This is a genomic window from Marinobacter sp. MA, from assembly GCF_048298425.1.
GTDB lineage: Bacteria > Pseudomonadota > Gammaproteobacteria > Pseudomonadales > Oleiphilaceae > Marinobacter > Marinobacter salsuginis.
In genome coordinates, this window is the sequence record NZ_CP103058.1 from 2,831,033 (window position 1) to 2,851,808 (window position 20,776).

The 20,776-nt window shown below is 57.3% G+C and carries 18 protein-coding genes; 6 read left to right on the plus strand and 12 right to left on the minus strand.

The genetic code is table 11. The features are described from left to right. Positions 1-13: 13 nt before the first annotated feature. From NUW46_RS13120 to NUW46_RS13130, 3 genes are read left to right on the plus strand one after another with little or no spacing between them, the layout of a single operon-like run. A complete protein-coding gene (locus NUW46_RS13120; protein WP_418140287.1) occupies positions 14-2,074 on the plus strand; it encodes a putative bifunctional diguanylate cyclase/phosphodiesterase in 2,061 nt (686 codons plus the stop codon). 22 nt (positions 2,075-2,096) lie between these two features. Then, complete coding sequence (locus NUW46_RS13125) at positions 2,097-2,684, plus strand: LemA family protein (protein ID WP_069183158.1); 588 nt, start codon at positions 2,097-2,099, stop codon at positions 2,682-2,684. An 11-nt stretch (positions 2,685-2,695) separates the two neighbouring features. Continuing rightward, positions 2,696-4,693, plus strand: coding sequence for a M48 family metallopeptidase (locus NUW46_RS13130; protein ID WP_418140288.1), 1,998 nt, complete (start codon positions 2,696-2,698; stop codon positions 4,691-4,693). An 8-nt stretch (positions 4,694-4,701) separates the two neighbouring features. Here NUW46_RS13130 and gspD read toward each other — a convergent pair whose 3' ends face one another. The 6 genes from gspD to NUW46_RS13160 form a co-directional block, all read right to left on the minus strand. Further along, complete coding sequence (gene gspD / locus NUW46_RS13135) at positions 4,702-6,654, minus strand: type II secretion system secretin GspD (protein ID WP_418140289.1); 1,953 nt, start codon at positions 6,652-6,654, stop codon at positions 4,702-4,704. A 32-nt stretch (positions 6,655-6,686) separates the two neighbouring features. After that, positions 6,687-7,541, minus strand: coding sequence for a type II secretion system protein N (locus tag NUW46_RS13140; RefSeq protein ID WP_418140290.1), 855 nt, complete (start codon positions 7,539-7,541; stop codon positions 6,687-6,689). A 1-nt stretch (position 7,542) separates the two neighbouring features. Continuing rightward, on the minus strand, positions 7,543-8,334 hold the full coding sequence (gene gspN / locus NUW46_RS13145; protein ID WP_349342877.1) for a type II secretion system protein N: 792 nt from the start codon (positions 8,332-8,334) through the stop codon (positions 7,543-7,545). A 164-nt stretch (positions 8,335-8,498) separates the two neighbouring features. Next, the gene (gene groL, locus NUW46_RS13150) at positions 8,499-10,151 is read right to left on the minus strand and encodes a chaperonin GroEL (RefSeq protein ID WP_153633641.1); all 1,653 of its coding nucleotides are present in this window, start codon (positions 10,149-10,151) and stop codon (positions 8,499-8,501) included. Between the two features lie 78 nt (positions 10,152-10,229). Then, positions 10,230-10,517 (minus strand): co-chaperone GroES, encoded by a 288-nt coding sequence (groES, locus tag NUW46_RS13155; protein WP_008171363.1) that lies wholly within the window; start codon positions 10,515-10,517, stop codon positions 10,230-10,232. Between the two features lie 193 nt (positions 10,518-10,710). Next, positions 10,711-11,259 carry an FxsA family protein gene (locus NUW46_RS13160; RefSeq protein WP_418140291.1) on the minus strand — a complete coding sequence of 183 codons (549 nt, stop codon included), beginning with the start codon at positions 11,257-11,259 and terminating at the stop codon, positions 10,711-10,713. A 161-nt stretch (positions 11,260-11,420) separates the two neighbouring features. Here NUW46_RS13160 and NUW46_RS13165 point away from each other — a divergent pair, with 161 nt between their 5' ends. Continuing rightward, positions 11,421-12,182, plus strand: a complete 762-nt coding sequence (locus NUW46_RS13165) for an SDR family oxidoreductase (RefSeq protein WP_418140292.1) — start codon at positions 11,421-11,423, stop codon at positions 12,180-12,182. Positions 12,183-12,223: 41 nt separating this feature from the next. On the opposite strand, the gene NUW46_RS13170 is transcribed toward NUW46_RS13165, so the two are convergent. The 3 genes from NUW46_RS13170 to NUW46_RS13180 all read right to left on the minus strand — a co-directional run bounded on the left by NUW46_RS13170 (position 12,224) and on the right by NUW46_RS13180 (position 14,427). Then, positions 12,224-12,529, minus strand: a complete 306-nt coding sequence (locus NUW46_RS13170; RefSeq protein WP_291905865.1) for an MGMT family protein — start codon at positions 12,527-12,529, stop codon at positions 12,224-12,226. After that, entirely contained in the window at positions 12,529-13,866 is a 1,338-nt protein-coding gene (locus NUW46_RS13175; protein WP_418140293.1) for an AmpG family muropeptide MFS transporter, read from the minus strand. Before NUW46_RS13175 ends, NUW46_RS13170 begins: the two co-directional genes overlap by 1 nt. Positions 13,867-13,944: 78 nt before the next feature. Further along, on the minus strand, positions 13,945-14,427 hold the full coding sequence (locus tag NUW46_RS13180) for a YajQ family cyclic di-GMP-binding protein (protein WP_418140294.1): 483 nt from the start codon (positions 14,425-14,427) through the stop codon (positions 13,945-13,947). A gap of 111 nt (positions 14,428-14,538) precedes the next feature. On the opposite strand from NUW46_RS13180, the gene NUW46_RS13185 reads away from it, so the two are divergent. Continuing rightward, the gene (locus NUW46_RS13185; RefSeq protein WP_418140295.1) at positions 14,539-15,510 is read left to right on the plus strand and encodes a response regulator; all 972 of its coding nucleotides are present in this window, start codon (positions 14,539-14,541) and stop codon (positions 15,508-15,510) included. A gap of 299 nt (positions 15,511-15,809) precedes the next feature. Beyond that, positions 15,810-16,835 carry an AraC family transcriptional regulator gene (locus tag NUW46_RS13190; RefSeq protein WP_153633644.1) on the plus strand — a complete coding sequence of 342 codons (1,026 nt, stop codon included), beginning with the start codon at positions 15,810-15,812 and terminating at the stop codon, positions 16,833-16,835. Here NUW46_RS13190 and NUW46_RS13195 read toward each other — a convergent pair. From NUW46_RS13195 to fliD, 3 genes are all read right to left on the minus strand, one after another. Continuing rightward, positions 16,832-18,043, minus strand: coding sequence for an argininosuccinate synthase (locus NUW46_RS13195; protein WP_291905873.1), 1,212 nt, complete (start codon positions 18,041-18,043; stop codon positions 16,832-16,834). The genes NUW46_RS13190 and NUW46_RS13195 overlap by 4 nt on opposite strands. Before the next feature lie 139 nt (positions 18,044-18,182). Then, on the minus strand, positions 18,183-18,584 hold the full coding sequence (fliS, locus tag NUW46_RS13200; protein ID WP_418140296.1) for a flagellar export chaperone FliS: 402 nt from the start codon (positions 18,582-18,584) through the stop codon (positions 18,183-18,185). 36 nt (positions 18,585-18,620) lie between these two features. Continuing rightward, on the minus strand, positions 18,621-20,603 hold the full coding sequence (gene fliD / locus NUW46_RS13205; protein ID WP_418142041.1) for a flagellar filament capping protein FliD: 1,983 nt from the start codon (positions 20,601-20,603) through the stop codon (positions 18,621-18,623). Between the last annotated feature and the right edge of the window lie 173 nt (positions 20,604-20,776).

Sequence of the window (20,776 nt, forward strand, 5' to 3'; positions counted from 1 at the left end):
AAGACAGGCTTGAATGCAAAAATCCTTCGAGGTTGAACATCGCCTGGGCTATCGAATCTTACGGTGGATTCTTGCCGTAGCCCTTGTCAGTGGCGTTATTGTGAGCACCATACAGGTCATCCTGGACGCCCAACGCGTGTCCACGGGGCTGGACAGCGACGCTGAGCAAACCATCGCGATGGTAAAAGACGCCGCCACCCAGGCAGTATTCAGCATCGATGCCGAGCTCGCCCAACAGGTAGTTGACGGCCTCTTCGCCAAGGAAGCGGTGCACACGGCCCGAATCGTTCATCCAGACGGCGAGCCACTGGGCAATCGCGACCGCCCGTTGCAGCAAACCGCGTTTCGCCCGGTTACTGACCCCTTCTTCGATGATGAACGCCTCTTCCGCGAACCCCTATTCCGGGAAGGTAATCCAGAAGACGTCTATGGTTATCTGGATGTTCACTACGATACAGCACCGGCAGCGCGCACCTGGCTGGACAGGGCGGCGGTCACCTTCGCTTCTGGCATAGCGACGGCCCTCATCCTCGGGATGGTGCTGTTTTATGTCTTCCATCTGCTCCTGACGCGCCCTCTGCTGCGGATTGTCAGTTCCGTGAAACAGGTAGACCCAGCCCACCCGGACGACCGCCTGGTCACAACGCCACCCGGCCATCAGAGCGACGAACTGGGTCTGTGGGTAAACGCCACGAATAATCTTTTGGTCGCCATTGGTGACAGCCAGAAACGTCATCGCGAGGCGGAGGATCGGGTTAGCCGTCTCTCCCGCTACGATCAGCTTACCGGCCTGCCCAGTCGGGATACCTTTATGGAATTGCTGATACGGGACATTGAGGAGGCCAACAAACGCCACTCACAACTGTCTCTGATTGTCTGCGGCATCGACGACTTCAAATCGGTGAATGAGCAGTGCGGGTTCCGCTCTGGCGATCTAATCCTGCAGACGGTCGCAGACCGGCTGACCAACAAACTGGACAACGCCCGCTTTACCATTGCTCGTCTTGGCAGCGACCAGTTCGTAATTGTGCAGAAAGGACTACGGGACGGCTTCCAGGCAGCAGACACGGCCGAGCGAATTCTTGCTTGCATCAGCGCCCCCATGCTTGTGGAAGATCAGAGCATTTCCATGACTGCCACCATGGGGGTTGCACTGTACCCGTCTGACACCAACCAGGCAGACCGTCTGCTCCAGAGTGCCGAACAGACCATGACCCTGGCCAAGCAGAACGGCCATAACCACTTCCAGTTCTACGTCGCCAGCATTGACCAGGAAATCCGCGACAGGAAGCAGCTGGAAAAGGACCTGTCCCAGGCACTGGCCAACCATCAGCTGCATCTGGTTTACCAGCCCCAGATCAACCTGGAGAGCAAACGGGTGATCGGGGCTGAGGCGCTACTCCGTTGGGAACACCCGGCTCGGGGTATGGTGCCTCCCGACACATTCATACCTGTCGCCGAAGCGAATGGGTCTATCGTTGAAATCGGCCAGTGGGTCCTGGACCAGGCCTGCTGGCAGGCGGCTCGATGGGCAGCCGATGGCACGCCACTGCGTATTGCCGTTAACCTTTCGGCAGTACAGCTTCGCCAGGAAACCATCGTCGATGACATTCTCGACACCCTGCGACGACACAAGATTCCCGCCGGCCGGCTGGAGCTCGAGGTCACCGAAACCAGCTTCATGACCAACCTGTCTGATGCTGTTGCCAAGCTCCACAGACTGAACAAGGCCGGAATCAGCATAGCAGTAGACGACTTCGGCACCGGCTACTCCTCCCTGACCTACCTCAAACAGATGCCCGTGCAGCATCTGAAGATTGATAAGCAGTTTATCCGGGACCTTCTGGTCAACGAGGAAGACACCCGAATCGCCAACACCATCATCGACCTTGGCAGGAGTCTGAACCTGTCAGTGGTTGCAGAGGGTGTGGAAACGGCAGAACAGGAATACTATCTGAGCCAGCGCGGCTGTCAGCTGGCTCAAGGTTATTTCTTCAGCAAGCCGCTGCCGCCGCGTGAATTTGAGACCTTCGTAAAAGGTTTCCACGAGCAAATCGTGGAAAATAACGCCTGACCCATTACCCTGAGGAGTTGCCATGGGAACCACCGTTATCGGCCTGATTGTCATTGCCGTCGTAGTTTTCTACCTGGTCTTCATCTACAACCGCCTGGTTTCCCTGCGTAACCAGTTCAAGAACGGGTTTGCCCAGATTGATGTTCAGCTGCAGCGCCGGCACGACCTGATTCCGAACCTGGTGGAAGCGGCAAAGGCCTATCTTACCCATGAGAAAACCACCCTCACCCAGGTGATGGAAGCCCGCAACAATGCGGTCAGCGCCCAGAAAGATGCCGCCAAGGATCCGGGCGACGGCACCAAGATCCAGCGACTGGGCAGCGCGGAAAACCTGTTGACCAAGGCACTTGCCAACTTTTACGCCGTGGCCGAGAACTACCCGGAGCTGAAGGCCAACGAAACCATCCAGCAACTGATGGAAGAACTCTCCAGCACCGAGAACCGTGTCGCCTTTGCTCGCCAGGCCTACAATGACGGCGTGATGAGCTACAACATCTTCCGGGAGCAGTTCCCCAACAACATCGTTGCCGGCATGTTCGCGTTCAAGGAAACATCGCAACTGGAACTGGAATCACCGGAAGCCCGTCAGGCACCGAAAGTGGCCTTCTGAGGCCCTGAGGCATGGCTCATCCCGGTTTCTTTCAGCGCCAGGCCCATGCCCGGCGCAACACCAGTCTACTGGTGTTCCTTTTCCTGACGGCGGTTGCGTTTATTACGCTCGCCGTCTGCCTCGTAGGGTATTTCGTAACCCGCAGTGAATCCTCTGGTCTCGCCTTCCACCACTGGCTGCTCTCCAACCATGGCCTTTTAACGGCCGTTACGGTTATCGGGCTAATTGTTCTGGGCTCCCTGCTCCGCTGGGTCGACCTGGCTGGCGGCGGCGACCGGGTTGCCAAAATGGTGGGCGCACGACCGATTGATCCGGATACCCGGGACAGTGACGAACGTAAACTGCGCAATATTGTCGAGGAGATGGCCATTGCCAGCGGTGTGTCCGTACCGGAACTCTACGTGATGGATCAGGAAACCGGTATCAATGCCTTCGTGGCAGGCTATACGCCCGGCGAAGCCGTCATGGTCGTCACTCACGGAGCCATCACCCAGCTATCCCGGGACGAACTGCAAGGCGTGGTCGCCCACGAGTTCAGCCATATTTTCAACGGGGACATGCGGCTGAATGTCCGGCTCATTGCTTTGCTCGCCGGCATCCTGATGATCGGTCAGATTGGCGGCTTCCTGCTTCGAGCTTCCTTCTATCGTGGCCACAGAGTGGGTCGATCCCGGGACGGAAGGGCCCAGGCGGCCATGGGCATTATCGGCCTGGCGCTGTTCGTGATCGGCTATGTGGGGGTTTTCTTTGGCCGGCTCATACAGGCGGCCGTCTCCAGGCAGCGAGAAATGCTGGCCGATGCTTCGTCCGTGCAGTTTACCCGCAACCCCGAAGGCATCGCCGGCGCACTGTTCAAAATCGGCATGAAGGGCGGCTATCTGGACACCACCAGTCACGCCAGCGATATGAACCACATGTGTTTCGGCGAGAGTGCGCGGATGAAGTTTACCTCGCTGCTGGCCTCCCATCCGCCCATCGACGAGCGCATCAATGCCATCCAGCCCGGCATGCTGGCCAGATTGCGCAGCCGGCTGAGGGACACCGAGCCCGGCGCCGACCTCTACCGCAGCTCCGCACCAGCGCCTGAAACAGGCGCATCGGGATTCACCGGAGCGGCATCCGACATCCTTGGACCGGTCACCGGCAAGAGCGGGAGAACCTCGCCCCTGGCGTCGAGCCCGGAGGCGCCGATCAAGCCGGGGCGGAAATTCTCAGACCAGGTTGGAACCATCAACCGGCAAAGCGAAGACTTCGCGCTGCGCTTTCTGGAGCGACTGCCAGCCACTTTCCGGAACCTGCTTTACACCCGGGCCGGAGCCTCACAACTTTGTTACGCCATGCTGATCTGTGAATTGCCGCGACCACAACAGGAGGAACGACTGAACCTGCTGCCGGCTCACCCGGTCCTGGGCAGCCAGCCGGACCTGCTGGAGAAGCTCTTACCCGCCCTGAAGACTATTGGGGATGGAGTCCGCTTTCCTGCCCTGGAGCTGGCCATGCCGGCACTGCGCAAGCTGGATCCGGAAGAACGGGAGATGCTGATTACCAATGTCCAGAAGCTGGTTGCTGCGGATAACCGGGTCACCCTGTTTGAACTGGCCTTGACCAGTTTCCTGTCGCGCCATCTGGGCGACGAGGCCGCCAGAGTGGTTCCGGTTCGCTACAAGAGCTACAAACCGGTCATGCCGGCCCTGCAGCGACTTTTAAGCCTGATGGCACGGGCAGGGTCTCCGTCCCAGGCTGACGCCGAGAAGCTGTACCGGGAAGCCATGGCAGGCTTCATGAATGCGAAGGATGGCAATGAGCCGGTTCTGGAGAAAGTCACCATGCGCCAGCTGCGGGAGTCGTTGACTGCTCTGAACGGTCTCTCGCCGCTCCTGAAACCGGCGATCATTGATGCCTGCGGGTACTGCATCACCCGCGACGGCAAGGTGGAAACCCGGGAGTATGAGTTGATGCGCCTGGTGGCGGATCAGATGGACTGTCCGATGCCGCCACTGGCTGTCTGAACGCTTACTTACTGTACGCGAGTGTTTTCGCCTTCAAACAGGGCGTCCACCGTCGGGCGCTGCTCTTCGGTAGGCATGCCCAGCTTTTCCCGGATATTCAGGTTAACGTCCCACAGCTGATTGAACTTGTCAGAGGTGGCCGCAACGGCTTCCTCTTTACCCAACATGATTTTCGGGCGCAGGAACACCAGCAGGTTACGCTTTACCCGACGCTCCGATTCCGATGAGAACAGACGCCCGACGAACGGAATGTCGCCCAGAAGGGGCACCTTGCTCTTGTTGATCTGATAATCATCACGGGTCAAACCGCCCAGCACGATGGTCTCGCCGTCATCTGCGAGTACCGTAGTCTTGATTTCCCGCTTGTTGGTAACGATATCCGAGGCGTCCTCGATACTGTCCGCCACGTTCTCCGTGGTCTGCTCTACCACCAGACGTACCAGGCCATCGGCGCTGATGGTCGGGGTAACCTTGAGGGTCAGGCCAATATCACGACGCTCGATGGTGGTAAACGGGTTGGTGGTGCCATCGCCGGTGACTGTTGACTGGCCAGTCCGGAACGGCACGTTCTGCCCCACAATGATTTCCGATTCCTGATTGTCCAGGGTAATGATGCTGGGCGTGGACAGCAGGTTGGCTGCTGCGGAAGTGGACAGAGCCTGCAGGAGAATTCCCCAACTCACACCATCCTCGTTCCGCTGGCCGGCGCCGACGGTGATTCCACCTACTGCGGGGGTGATGGCGGACTCGGTCAGAATCGCGCTGAGTACCTCGCCCAGACTGCGACCCACGTTGCCGAAGTTGGTACCGGCAACCGGTGTGGATTCGCCGGACTCGTCACCCACGGCAACCTGAACGCCCAGATCCTGGCCCAGCTCGTCACTGATCTCGACAATGGCCGCCTCAATCATCACCTGGGCACGACGCACATCCAGAGCGGCCACAATCTGTTCGGCTTCCTGCATCAGGGACGGCTCGCCACGCACCACCAGGGCGTTCAGCCCTTCATCGGCGAAAACCGCGAAATTGCTCTGCGGCCGTGAGCCACCAGCAGAGCCCCCTGATCCTGAACCTTCTTTGACCAGCTCGCCCATCACACCTTTGAGAATTTCAGTGAGATTCTTGGCATCGGCGTGCTTCAGTCGCAGCACCTTGGTGGTACCGCCGGTTGCCGAAGGCTGATCCAGTTGCCGGATAAGGCCGCGCATCTTGTCCCGGAAGGTTTCATCGCCCCGCAAAATCAGCCGGTTACTGCGCTCATCGGCGGTTACGCTGTATTTTCTGGCGGCATTTTCGCCGCCGGCCCGGCCCAATTCATCGGGAGCCAGTTCCTGCAGCAGAGTGACCATATCACCCACCCAGGCTTCCTGAAGCTGGATAACCTCCACTTCGTATTTAGAGGGGCTATCCAGTTCCCGTACAATCTGCTCGATTCGCTGGATGTTGGAAGAATGGTCGCTGATGATCAGCGCGTTGGCAGCGGCTACACCGGCCAGGTGGCCATACTTGGCCACCAGCGGGCGAAGAATCGGGACCAGCTCCAGGGCATTTGCGTTATCAATCTGTATGACCCGGGTGATCAGCTGTTCCGAGGGCGTTTCCGGAAACCGCTCCAGAATCTCCGCCGACTGCTTGGCGTCAACCTGCTGCACCACCTTGATCACTTCTTCGCCAGGAATGGCCGTAAACCCGTGCACGTTCAGAACCGCCAGGAACAAGTCATAAATCTCATCCTTGTTCATGGGCGCGCTGGAAAGCACGGTAACCTTGCCCTTCACCCTGGGATCCACCACAAAACTGTACCCGGTAATATCGGCCACCTGGGTCACAAAGGCGCGGATATCGGCGTCCTTGAGATTAAGCCGCCATGTCTCGGCTTCCTGCCCGTGCGCCATGGACATAAAGGGCAGGAGAACAAGCAGGACAATAGCCCGCAAAAGATTGATCTTGTGGTTATACATCTGGCGATTTCGTCCTGTTTCAATGAACCCGATCAGCGCCACTGTTCGGGTATGGCATAACTTATGGTGAGGATGGATCCGTCACGCTCGATTTCGATCTCCAACTGGGCCTGACCGCGCCAGTTCTCAAGCAGGGCCTTGTCCTGACTGATATCTCCCAGTCGCTGGCCGTTGATCGCCGTTATTACGTCACCGGCCTGCAGGTTGACAGCATTCAGCATGGCATTGGAGCCGTCGTATACGTACCCTGACATGCCGCTGTCATCCACCGGGCTCAACCCGAAAGGCGCGAGAGCAGCAATGCCCTGGCTATCAATCTGCTCGCGGGCGCTGGCCAGAAACTCATCAGGTCCTGATTCTGCCGGCTCGGCAGTTACTTCTGCAACCAGATCTGAAGACACCTGCTCCTCAAATGTCAGGGTCTCGTACTGTCCGCCCCGACGAATCAGAATTCGACCCGGCTCGACTTCGGCAAGCTCGGCGTTGCCGGGCAACATTTCCCCGACCCGGTAATACGCCGTTTCACCATTGCTTCCAGCAACTATAGCACCGGAGTCCTCCGGGCGCTGCGCTACCAGCACCCCTTCGAGCCGAAGCCGAAGGCGGGTTTCCGGAGCCGAGCGGCGAACGGCTTCCGCCACCTGAACTGGCTGCTCCGAACGCCCGAAGAAATCGTAAACGGCCATGGATGTCGTCAGACCGCTGCCCCCGGCCATGTTCCCGGCACTGTTCGACGCTGGTGCACTTGGGACCGGCCTGTCCTCCCAGGCGAACAGCCAAGTCATCCGGGCGAGCGTGACAGCCAGATACACCACCAATACCAGCAACAACAGGTTCGCGAGAGTCCGCGAAATCCGGCGCTGGGCCGGGGTACTTAACATAGCCATACTATCGCGCCCCCGGGACAAGAGGCTGGCGCACCCGGAACACCACATCGCCGGGGCTGGCAGAATCCGGCCAGGGCTGACCTGCCAGGTCCACCATTCGCTTGTAGACACGCAGTTCCAGCATTCCGTTCCAGAACACCGTGGCGTCTGCCGCCGGACCCTGTCCGCCCTGTTCGGAAACGCTCAGGGCAACGCCCCCCTGGGTGGTATCCATGGTCGCCTGCATGGGCGGAAACTCCGCCCGACCCCGCTGGTCGCCCATGGGCCAGGTCACCAGACCACCATCCCAGCGCCCCAGGCCTTCAGCGCGTGTAATCCGGTTATCGGCCCAGGCCATAGTCAGCCGGTCGATCATCACCTCGCCTTCGATCATTGCACCGCCACTCTGGCGAATCAGGTCTTCAAACTCGGCTACCATAACCCGCCCACTCGCATCCAGCTGCGCACTGGCAGGCCAGCCAATCGTAACATCGCCATTAAGCGAGGATTGTGACGACTCGACAGAAATTGTCATTGGCCATTTCAGGCTGGTGACCTTTGGCATGTGAAGACGCCAGTCAACACGCAGCGGGAAGCCGGCAACCACAACCCCGGCCTCACCATCCCATACTTTTCCGGCAACCTGTCGCACCTGAACCTGGGGCGGCAAAGAAACGTGAGCAGAAGCCTGCTGCCAGACCCACCCAGCAGGTACCAGAAAGACCAGTGACAGCAGATAAACCAGAGCGCCCAGCAGCAGGAGCAGAAACACCTTGCCGGGGCGAAGAAAAGTTTTGGGTTCAGCGTCACTCATTCGGCGTTGCACAGATAATGGACCGGAAGCCGAGTCTAGCAAAGGCATTGCCCAAGTTCATGACAAAAAAACAAAAACCCCGCGTTGGCGTGAACCAACGCGGGGTTTTCAGTGGTGATCGGGCAGCGCCCCAAAACTTCGGAGCGCCTGGGATCAGGCCGGCATTACATCATGCCGCCCATGCCTCCCATGCCTCCCATGCCGCCCATGTCCGGCATACCGCCGCCGGCTTTCTCGTCTTCCGGCTCATCGGCAACCATCGCCTCGGTGGTGATGATCAGGGACGCAACGGAAGCAGCTGCCTGCAGCGCGGAACGGGTAACCTTGGCAGGATCCAGAATACCCATTTCCAACATGTCGCCATACTGCTCAGTAGAGGCGTTGAAGCCGAAAGAGCCTTCGCCTTCACGAACCTTGGCAACCACCACAGAAGACTCGCCGCCTGCGTTGTACACGATCTGGCGCAGCGGAGCTTCCATGGCACGGCGCAGGATGTTCACACCGGCTTTCTGCTCTTCGTTGATGGCATCTACCTTGTCCAGAGCCGCAATAGCGCGGATCAGGGTAACGCCGCCGCCCGGCACAATGCCCTCTTCAACCGCAGCGCGGGTGGAGTGCAGTGCATCTTCAACGCGGGCCTTCTTCTCTTTCATTTCCACTTCGGAACCGGCACCAACCTTGATGACGGCAACACCGCCAGCCAGCTTGGCAACACGCTCCTGCAGCTTCTCCTTGTCGTAATCGGAAGAGCTGTCTTCGATCTGCTTGCGGATCTGCTCAACGCGAGCTTCGATGTCCGCCTGTGCTCCTGCACCGCCGATGATGGTGGTGTTTTCCTTGGTCACGTTGACACGCTTGGCTGTGCCCAGGTCATCCAGGGTGGTGTTCTCGAGAGTCAGGCCGACTTCTTCGGAGATCACGGTACCACCGGAGAGAATCGCGATGTCCTGGAGCATTTCCTTGCGACGATCACCAAAGCCAGGCGCCTTAACAGCGTTGACTTTCACGATGCCACGCATGTTGTTCACAACCAAAGTTGCAAGCGCTTCGCCTTCGATGTCCTCAGCGATGATCTGCAGCGGCTTGCCAGCCTTGGCTACAGCTTCCAGCACCGGCAGCAGCTCGCGGATGTTGGAAATCTTCTTGTCGACCAGCAGGATGTAAGGGTCTTCCAGCTCGGCAGACATGTTGTCCTGGTTGTTGATGAAGTACGGAGACAGGAAGCCACGGTCGAACTGCATACCTTCAACCACGTCCAGCTCGTCTTCCAGGCCACGGCCTTCTTCAACGGTAATGACGCCTTCCTTGCCAACCTTTTCCATCGCGTCGGCGATGATCTTGCCGATGGTCTCGTCGCCGTTGGCAGAGATGGTGCCTACCTGGGCAATCATCTTGCTGTCGTCGCAGGGCTTGGCCATCTCGCGGATCGCTTTGACCGCTTCGGTCGTGGCCTTGTCGATGCCACGCTTCAGATCCATCGGGTTCATGCCGGCAGTAACGGCCTTCACGCCCTCGTTGACGATGGACTGGGCCAGAACAGTTGCAGTAGTGGTACCGTCACCAGCCGTGTCGTTGGCCTGGGAAGCCACTTCTTTCACCATCTGGGCGCCCATGTTCTCGAACTTGTCAGCCAGCTCGATTTCCTTGGCCACGGAAACACCATCTTTGGTGATGGTCGGCGCACCGAAGGACTTTTCCAGAACCACGTTACGGCCTTTCGGGCCGAGGGTCACTTTAACCGCGTCTGCCAGAACGTTGACGCCCGCGACCATGCGCTTCCGCGCGCTATCACCGAATTTAACGTCTTTTGCTGCCATGTCTTCTATTCCTGTTCGTTAAACCGAAGTAACTGAATTAATCGGATTAATGAGAGTTCGTGCGATTCGCCTCAGCGATCACTCAAGCACGCCGTAAATATCGCTCTCGCTCATGATGAGGAGCTCTTCGCCGTCGATCTTGACGGTGTTACCGGCGTACTGGCCGAAGACCACGGTGTCACCCACCTTGACCGCCAGTGAGCGGGTTTCGCCGTTTTCCAGGATGCGACCGTTACCAACGGCAATCACCTCACCCTGGGAAGGCTTCTCTTTGGCGTTACCCGGCAGCACGATGCCACCCGCAGTTTTCTCTTCTTCTTCCTTACGGCGCACGACAACACGATCGTGTAGCGGACGAATTTTCATTGCTCGGTTTCTCCAATAGTCAGATTAATGTGGCAATGACATTGTTGATGTTGGTCGGATCGGCAGAACCGGACCCGACAAATTGCCCGGCTGGATAACCAACTGTTTTCAGTGGAAATCAGCCTGCAGCGAACTTGTGGTTTCTATTTGGGGTAGCGGGTAGGTGTTTTCAACACCCCGGAGAGAAATTTTTTCACTTTTTTTCGATCCGGTCCCGATCGGATTCCGTCTCGTCCTGATACTCGCCTTCTATGATGTCGCCATTACTGTCCCGGTCAAACGGGCGTTGCCGACCGAAGGGATTTTCGCGGCCACCGAACGGATCCTGCCCGAAAGGGTTCGACCCGCCGCCGGCACGGAAATAGAAGCTGCTGCTCCGGCTTTGCCCAGCCACGACCATACGCTTGAGCGCCTGGGCTGCCAGCCAGTGACGGGACCCGGGAATCAGGCACAGAAAACCGACCGTATCGGTAATAAAGCCCGGCGTAAGTAATAGGGCACCACCAATGGCCAGAATCAGCCCCTCGGCGACCTCCTTGGCAGGCAATTCCCCACTGTTCAGCCGCTGATTGGCCTTTAATAGCGTGGCAAGGCCCTGCTGGCGAAGCAGCCAAGCACCGATGACGGCAGTCAGCAGCACCAGCCCGATGGTATTGACCACACCAATCATGCCGCCGACCTGGATCAATACCGCCATCTCGGCGATTGGCATGATGATAAAGAGAAAAAGAAACACGGACATCGGGACCTCAGGGTCTGAGCAGGAATTTCAGAAGGTCTGGTATACTCGCAGCCCTTCCGTTTTAAAAAGAAGCCATTTAAATGGCCCGACACACCAGTTTTACCGGTGAAAAGACGCACAGCAACCGTAAAACCACCTGATAACAGTAGTTAGGGCAAAACATGAAACTTCAAGATTCCGTGATTGCAATTACCGGCGGCGGCCAGGGCCTTGGCCGTGCCATGGGCGAATACCTTGCTGCCAAAGGTGCCAAGCTCGCGCTGATCGACCTGATGCCGGAAAAGCTGGATGAGGCGGTTGCCGCGTGCAAAGCCGCCGGCACCGAAGCCAGAAGCTACGTTTGCAACGTCGCCAAAGAAGAAGACGTTGAAAAAACCTTTGAAGCCATCGTAAAAGATTTCGGCCACCTCAATGGCCTGGTCAACAACGCCGGTATCCTCCGGGACGGTCTGATGGTCAAAGTGAAGGATGGCGAAGTCGAGCGCCGTATGGAGCTGTCCCAATGGCAGGCCGTTATCGACGTCAACCTCACCGGCGTGTTTCTCTGCGGCCGGGAAGCTGCGACCCAGATGATTAAAAACGGCGACCAGGGAGCGATCATCAACATCGCTTCCATTTCCCGTGCCGGCAACATGGGCCAGAGCAACTACTCCGCCGCCAAGGCCGGCGTCTCCGCCCTGGTTCCCGTATGGGCCAAGGAACTCGCCCGTTACGGCATTCGCTGTGCTGGCATCGCCCCGGGCTTCATCGAGACCGAAATGACAGCGTCCATGAAGCCTGAAGCCCTGGAGAAAATGACCGCAGGCATTCCGCTCAAGCGCATGGGCAAGCCGGAAGAAATTGCCTCGGCGGCCGCGTTCATCTTTGAGAACGACTATGTTTCCGGGCGGATGATTGAGGTGGATGGAGCTCTTCGGCTCTGACCCGTCGGGCTACCGCCGAATGGGGCGCCCAAGGCGCCCCATTACCACCGAAACCTCGACATCGAAACCCGCCCATCAACGACCTCGACACCCTCGGCCTCGAGCCGGCTTACCTGCTCAAAGTACTTCTCGGACCCAACGGGAAAGGCAATCTGGCCGTTACTACGAATAACTCGATACCACGGCACGACATGGCCTTCTGGCAGCTTACCCAAGGCCTTTCCGATATACCTGGCCTGACGACCCAATCCAGCCATCTCTGCAACTTGCCCGTAACTGACCACCCTACCCTTTGGGACGGCCAGTACCACTTGCCAGATTTTCTGGTCTTTGGTTGGTTCGGACATCAGGAGCTCACCGCTTCTGCGTCAGGCTTTGATTCATGTCGAGGCGCTAACGCATCCAATCGATCACCATGTCGAATCATGAAAATGGCCAACAGGATGGCCGGCACGCCCATGATGCCCGCCACCAGGAAGAACTCTGCGTAACCGAAACCGGCCACAACTATGCCTGAGAAACCACCGATGAACTTGCCAGGCAGGGTCATCAGCGAACTGAACAGAGCATACTGGGTAGCGGTAAATGAGGCACTGGTCATGCTGGAGAGCCAGGCAATGAGAGCCACGTTGGCAATGCCGCCACTGAGGTTATCGGCGCTAACCACTGCGGCCAGGGTGACGATGTTAGGCGGGTACTGGGCCAGAACGACAAACAGAAGGTTAGTGGCGGCGGTCATGATCGCCCCCAGCAGAAGAATCCGGCGAACGCCGTAGCGAACCACCATAACCCCACCCACCAGCGAGCCGGCGATGGTCATGAAGAAACCGAAGATCTTGGTCACATCCGCCACCTGGGTTTTGCTGAAGCCCATGAAATCCAGGTAGAAGGGGTTGGCCATCACGCCCATGGCGATGTCGGAGATCCGGTAGACGGCAACCATTAGCAGAATAATGAGGGCCAGCTCTTTGTACCGGCGGAAGAAATCCAGGAAAGGACCGGCGACGGCTGCATAGAACCAACCAACCAGCCTCGCCAACCGGGGATTCAGATGGGTGAGCTTGGCAGCCTCCTGCTCGATCTTATGGGCAATGTCCTGGGCGGCGGCAAAGTGGTTTACGCTGGGCTCGCGAACAATCAACACCGTCAGCGCCCCAACGCCTACCAGGGCGGCCATTACCTCATAGGAAACCTGCCAAGACCAGAATTCCGCCAGGTAAAGGGCACCGGCGCCGGCCACCAGAAGCGCCAGCCGGTAGCCAAAGATATAGGTTGCAGCCAAGGCGGCCTGCAACCGTTCCTCGGCAATCTCGATACGGTAAGCATCAATGGCCACATCCTGGGTAGCTGAGGAGAAAGCCACCAGCAGGCCACACAGAGCCATCATTTCAGGCGCTGCCGTGGCATCCACGTGAGCCATCAAGTAGAGACCAGTGGCGATACCCGCCTGCGCAAAGATGATCCAGCTACGCCGCTTGCCCAGCAGCCGGTCCAGCAGCGGCAGTTTCAGACGGTCCACCACCGGCGCCCAGAACACCTTGATGGAATAGGTAATGCCCAGCCAGCTGAAAAAACCGATGGTGGCAGTTTCCACCCCGACATCCGCCAGCCGCGCATTAAGCGTGGAAAACACCAGCAGGAACGGCAGACCCGCCGAAAACCCCATGAACAACAGGGCGATCACCTGCCAACGGGTGTAGGTGTAGAGCGTATCCCGAATCAGGGTCAGGCGGGTGCCGGTGAAGATGGTAAAGCCTCCGGATCAATCGCGGAAATTATTGAACTGAAGCGGGATATCCAGCTCAGCCTCGCGCAACATGGCGATGGCTCCCTGAAGATCATCACGCTTCTTGCCGGTCACCCGCACTTTATCGCCCTGGATACTGGCCTGGACCTTCATCTTCCGGTCCTTGATCATCTTCACAATCTTCTTGGCCATATCGGTCTCAATGCCCTGCTTCAATAGCAGGTGCTGTTTGACCAGCTTGCCAGACTTGCTGTCTCCGTCCTCTGCCAGGGCGCGGGCATCGATATTCCGCTTGGCAAACGCCATCCGCAGCATATCCAGCAACTGCTCCAGCTGGAACTCCTGCTCGGCACTGATGGTTATACCCTTGTCGTCCAGCTCAATGTCGGCTTCAACGTTTTTGAAGTCCCAGCGATTGCCCAGTTCCCGCTTGGCCTGGTCGACCGCATTGGTGACTTCGTGCATATCGATTTCTGAAACAATGTCAAAAGAAGGCATGGTCGTTATTCTCCAACAGAGTAAGAAGGTATACTTCTTCAATTTGCTGGGGATGATACCAACCCCCGGCATCTCCCGCACCTGACAACGGACTGGTAAAAGTAGATAACAATGCCCAATCTGGACCTTCCCATCCTCGTAGTAGACGACGCGAAATTCAGCAGTATGGTGGTTGGCCGCACGCTGCGAAATGCCGGATATCGCGACGTACGCATCGTGAACAACGCACCGGAAGCCCTCAAGCTGATCGAGCAGCGCCCGGTTAGTGTGTTGATTGCGGACTGGCTGATGCCCGAGATGGATGGCCTTGAGCTCACCGACCAGGTGCGACAACAGGACGAGCAGAACAATCACTACACCTACGTGATCCTGCTCACCGCCCGGGAGAGCGTCGAAGCCCTCTCTGAAGCCTTCGACCGGGGCGTGGATGATTTCATCTACAAGTCCGACATGACCAAGCAGCTGATCCCCCGCATCTTCGCAGCAGACCGAATGGCTGACCGCCAAAACACCCTGCTACGTGCCAACTCCCTGCTGATCGAGAACAACCGGGAACTGGAATCCACCAACATCATTGATCTGGAAACCGGCCTCTGCAACACGAAATACGGTCGCGAGCGACTGACCAAGACGCTGCGCCACGCTGAATCCCGGGGCGGTGCCTCTGCCTATGTACTGTGTGGCATTCGCAACTGGCAGGAGCTCAAACGCAAGCACCCGCCCACGGTCATGAGTGAGCTGGCCATCGGCATCGCTCGCCGGCTGAGCACCCTGATTCGTCCCATCGACGCCCTGTGCCGCGTAGGCGACAACCAGTTCGCCATCATTGCCTACTTCCCGAGCAGCGACCACTGCACCACCACCGCCTTCCGGCGCGTGTTTGACGGCATCAACCACAAGGCCCTGAAAACCACAGCAGGTTATATTTCCGTGGAAGCCGGCATGGTGCTGTGCAAAGCCGACGCCCAGAACGGCACGCCCTCAATCCAGGATATGGAACGGGCCGCGGTACAAGGGCTGGTGGATGCGTACGATACCCGACGGTTTACCGAGACTGCGCCGGAGATTGGAGCGACCGCCTGAAGGGGCGACACACTCGGTAACACTGATACACACTTCACAAACAGACAGGAAGGCCCGGAAGACTTATTCTGCAATTGTGGATTTAAGCAGTATCCCCCATGGCGGAGGAGCCGAGTAGTACCTCCGCCGCCATATGGGGAATCGAATCCACCGGATTAACGAATTTTTCAGGCACTTTCGTTTTTTCCTTGTTTTTTAGGCCAGCTTTTTAGCTGGCCTTTTTATTTTCTGCCCCAGACGTTTCCGCACCAGTTCCGTTATACTCCCGCTATAACGATTCCAAAACCAGTGCTGTAACCATGAAAACCCTCGGAACCGCCTCTGTCGCCGCCCTGCGCCAATACGTTCGTGCCGCCGAATCCGCCGGCGTGAATATCAACCGCCTTTTCGACCAGGCCGGCCTGGACCAGAACATCCTCGACACCGACGACGGCCGCATCAACGGCGAGCAGTTCCAGTACTTTATTCATTTACTGTGCGAACAAACCGGCAACCCGATCCTGGGCCTGGAGACCGGCGATTTTGTCCAACCCGGCTCCTACAGCGTACTTGGCTACATCACCATGAGCTGCGCCACCCTCGGCGAAGCCGTAGCACGCATTGCACCGTTTGAAAAACTCGTCGGAGATATGGGAACCACCAGCCTCGCCATGAAAGGCGACGACATCAAACTGACCTGGAACTGCAACTACACCGATCCCGTCGTCCGCCCGCAACTGGTGGATAACGTGTTCGCCTCCTGGGTGAACTACGCCCGCTGGCTTGCAGACAATCAGGAAGCATCACCAAGCTCGGTAAAACTTCGCCGATCCTCGCCGGGTTCCGAATTTGAAACGGCCTACCGGGAGCGCTGGCACTGCCCGGTCACCTTTTCCGCCGATGAAGACAGCATTACCTTAAAGAAAACCCTGTTGGAGACCCGCCTGCGGCAACCAGACCCCCTGCTCCGCAAAACGCTGGAAGCCCATGCCCTGAGTCAGCTGGCGTCCCTGGATACCGACAGCGACCTGACTTCGAAGGTCCGTCACAGCATCCAACAACAGCTCATGCACGGCATAACCCGGCAAGACATGGTGGCCGAAGACCTGGGGATGACCAGCCGGACCCTTCAAAGAAAACTCGGCCAGGAAGGGGTCTCTTACCAGAAACTGCTGGACGAAGTGCGGCAAAAAATGGCCGAGGATTATCTACGAAACAGCGAGTTAGCCATTCCAGATATTGCGCTAAGGCTGGGATATAGTGAAACCACGTCGTTTCACAGGAAGTTCAAAGCAGTGACGGGGAAGACGCCCGGAGAATTCCGGGCGTCCGTCGAGCAGACTTAAAGCTTGCGGCCTTTGCCAGCAGCGATTCGCAGACGCAGGGCGTTCAGCTTGATGAAGCCCTCCGCATCCTTCTGATCGTACGCACCCTGATCTTCCTCAAAGGTGGCAATCTTCTCATCGAACAGAGAATCCTCAGACTTGCGGCCAACCACATCCACATTGCCCTTATAGAGCTTCAGACGAACAGTACCGTTTACATAGTTCTGAGTCTGATCGATCAGCGCCTGCAGCGCCTCACGCTCCGGCGACCACCAGTAACCGTTGTAGATCACCTCGGCGTAGCGCGGCATGATGCTGTCTTTCAGGTGTGCCACTTCGCGATCCAGGGTGATTGATTCGATGGCACGGTGGGCACGCAGCATGATGGTACCGCCCGGGGTTTCGTAACAGCCGCGGGACTTCATGCCCACGTAGCGGTTCTCGACAATATCGAGACGGCCAATGCCGTTGGCACCCGCCAGCTTGTTCAGGGTTTCCAGAACCACGTGGGGCTTCATGTCCTGACCATCAACGGCAACAATGTCGCCCTTCTTGTAGGTCAGTTCAACGTAGGTCGGCTCATCCGGCGCGGCTTCCGGAGATACGCTCCAGCGCCACATATCTTCCTCGGCTTCCGCCCAGGGATCTTCCAGGTTGATGCCTTCGTAAGAGATGTGCAGCAGGTTGGCATCCATGGAGTACGGGCTCTTGCCCTTCTTCATTTCTACCGGAATGTTGCGCTCTTCGCAGTACTTCAGCAGCTTCTCACGGGAATTCAGATCCCACTCACGCCAGGGCGCAATCACCTTCACACCTGGCTTCAGCGCGTAGGCACCCAGCTCGAACCGCACCTGATCGTTACCCTTACCGGTTGCGCCGTGGGAAATGGCATCGGCACCGGTTTCATTGGCGATATCGATCAGACGCTTGGCAATCAGAGGACGGGCAATGGAGGTACCCAGCAGGTACTCACCCTCATAGATGGTATTCGCGCGGAACATCGGGAACACGTAATCGCGCACAAACTCCTCGCGCAGGTCCTCGATGTAGATTTCCTTCACGCCCAACGCCTCGGCTTTCGCCCGCGCCGGTTCAACTTCCTCGCCCTGGCCGATGTCGGCGGTGAAGGTCACCACCTCACAGTTGTAGGTATCCTGCAACCACCGAACGATAACGGAAGTATCCAGGCCACCAGAATAGGCCAGCACCACCTTTTTGATATCAGACATGCCCTTGCTCCAGACTGAACAGAATGGATGTGTTGAAAATAAGGGCGCTATTGTACGGGACAGCGGGGGGAATGGCTATTGGGCCGGGGTAGAACCCAGCCCAATAAGAGGGGAATAGCGTGGCAATCAGGTATTCGCTTTAGACAGCCTGCTGCTGGCTGCCGACTGCTTCCTCGCGAATGCCATCCCAACCTTCTTTGATGGCTCGGAGCAAATCAGCAACCTCATCCAGCTTGGCAATATCGTTCTTTGCGTTCGCCTCGAACAGAGTGCGCTCCATGTAGTCATAGAGACCTTCAAGCCGAACAGCCAGGTCGCCACCCTTTTCAAAGTCGAGGAAGCTGCGCAGACCGCCGATGATCTCAATTGCCTTGGAGATCAGTTTGCCCTTGCCCTCGTAATCCTTCGCCTGCATCCGCGCCTTTGCCATGTTGATGCGTTCAAGGGCACCGTTGTACAAAAGCTGAATCAGCTTGTGGGGGTCAGCATCGGTGATGCTGGTTTGGGTGTTTACGCGCTGGTATGCCTGTAAACCGTTCATATCAGACCTCTTCGTTCGCTAACCGGCTAAAGCCGATCAGTTGTTGTTCCGGTTGTTTTGGGGTGCAAGCGCGGCAAGCTGCTGGCTTACGTAATCTTGGGTGCTGTTCAATCGGGCGATCAGTGAGTCAGCGGCCGAAAACTGCGCAACCAGTCGCTCGCGATAGGATTCAATCCTCAAATCAAGACGCGCCCGGTCTTCGGAAATCCGCTCAAGATCTTTCTGAAGCCCATCAGTTTTGGCTTCAAGAGAGCCATCCAGGCCAACGATTCCGGAAATCAGATCCACCATCCGATCACCTACGCCCTGAATGAAATTGATGTCTCCTCGATTGCCCAACGAGCCACCGGTGACCTTGACCTGCATACCAGCAGCACTGCCAGTACCTTCCACGAATAGGACCTGGCCTTCTCCCGTTGCCCTCTGCCCATTGATGGTTCCGGCGACATCTTGCCCCGCGGTACCTGTCGCAACATCCAATCCCAGAGTAGCAGCGGAGTTCGTATCCACAGAGGTGAGGCTCACATTGGACTCACTTCCGTAAGCCTCCGAGGTAAACTTGAAGGCTCCAGCCGTTGCATCAAATTCAGCTGTCACCGAACGCCCAGTCGCTGCCAGTGCAGAGCTATCATTTAACTGCACCTGAATTTCCGCGGCGAGGGCCTCCCGCGTATATGTGCCCGCTGTCAACTGGATGGACACCGAAGTCTCACCATCTACCAGGAAGGATAGCTCATCATTGTCGGCATCAATCGTTACATCAGCGGTGCCGACATTAGCGCCTGACAATGAGCCCTGGGTCGCCAGTTGAGAGATATTGACGGAATAATTGCCGGGCTCGGTATTCACATTGCTGCGAATAAACTCAATCTGCTCATCAGAGGCACGCCCCTGCTCCGCAAAGAGGGCAGTTACATCATCAGGGTTAGCCTGCAGCTTTTCGGTAAATTTGGTGCGGTCAAAATCAAGCCCGCCTGTTTCATAATTCGTGGTGATGCCAACATCCGCGAGGGTTCGAACGGACGCGTTCTCCAGCCCGGGCACAACACGCCCCATAATCTGACGCATCTGACTCTGAATGCCACGGATAGCTGAGTCGCCCGAGAGAATTCCTCCCTGACCGGTTTCCGCATTGAACCCTGAAAGCCCCTGGATGGTTTGCTGGAGTGCATTGAACTTTTCAACAAACGCGCCAACCCGATCTGCAACCTTGCCTAGATCCTGACTGACTTTAACTGTAGAGGTAACGCCCGCCTCAGAAACTTCGAGCGAAACGCCATCAATGAGATTCTCGATGTTGTTTGTCGGCCGGCTTATAGAAATACCATTCACCTGAACGACCGCATCCTTTGCTTCCACCGTTTCGGTGAGATTGTTGGTGACGCCATCAAAGGCGAACTGCGACAGGCCGGTTGCATCCGTGTTGTTCCCGTCGGCATCATTGACGGCTATCGATATGGCGTTATCTGCCCCGGTTTTGTCAGATGACAGAACCAGTCTGTAACCATTACCTGTATCTATAATGCCCGCACTGGCACCGGTATCCGCGTCATTGATGGCTTGCGCGATGCCTTGCAGCGTGTTGTTTGAGCTATCGATGTCAAGGGTGGTGGTTTTGCCGCCAACCGTAATCGTCAAGGAACCACTACCGACGGCCGTCGAGTCACGATCGGCAAAGCTCCCAGATGCAAGAGACTGAGCCTGGGCAAGACTATCAACGGTAACTGTATAGGTACCCTGGCTGGCCTTGGATGAATCAACGCTGACGCTCACACCATCGTTGGACGAACTGCCCGAAAATGCCTTGAGGTTATCCGGAGCACTAAGCTGCCGCATCGGCAAGCGGAGATCGGTGATTGCACTCTTGAGTGTTCCATAGGCAGAAATCAACGCCTCAGTGCGCTGCTGATTGAAGTTGAGGCGCTGGTCTGTGGGCTGGCGCTCTGCAGAGACCAACTGATCCACCAGGTCCGAATTAAGGACCCCGGAGCCAATGCCTAATGAAGATATTCCTGCCATAACCATGTCTCCTCGAGGGAGCGAGCTTGTTTATTGATCAATGTATCGGCAGAAAGCGGCAAAACTTTGCCTTCTCGCCTGCCAATTTTGTAACAACTTGTAAAACGACAGCAAAGCCCACAAACCAGAACACCGCCGGCCCCTCTCGGGTGCGGCGGTGCTGAAATGCCATT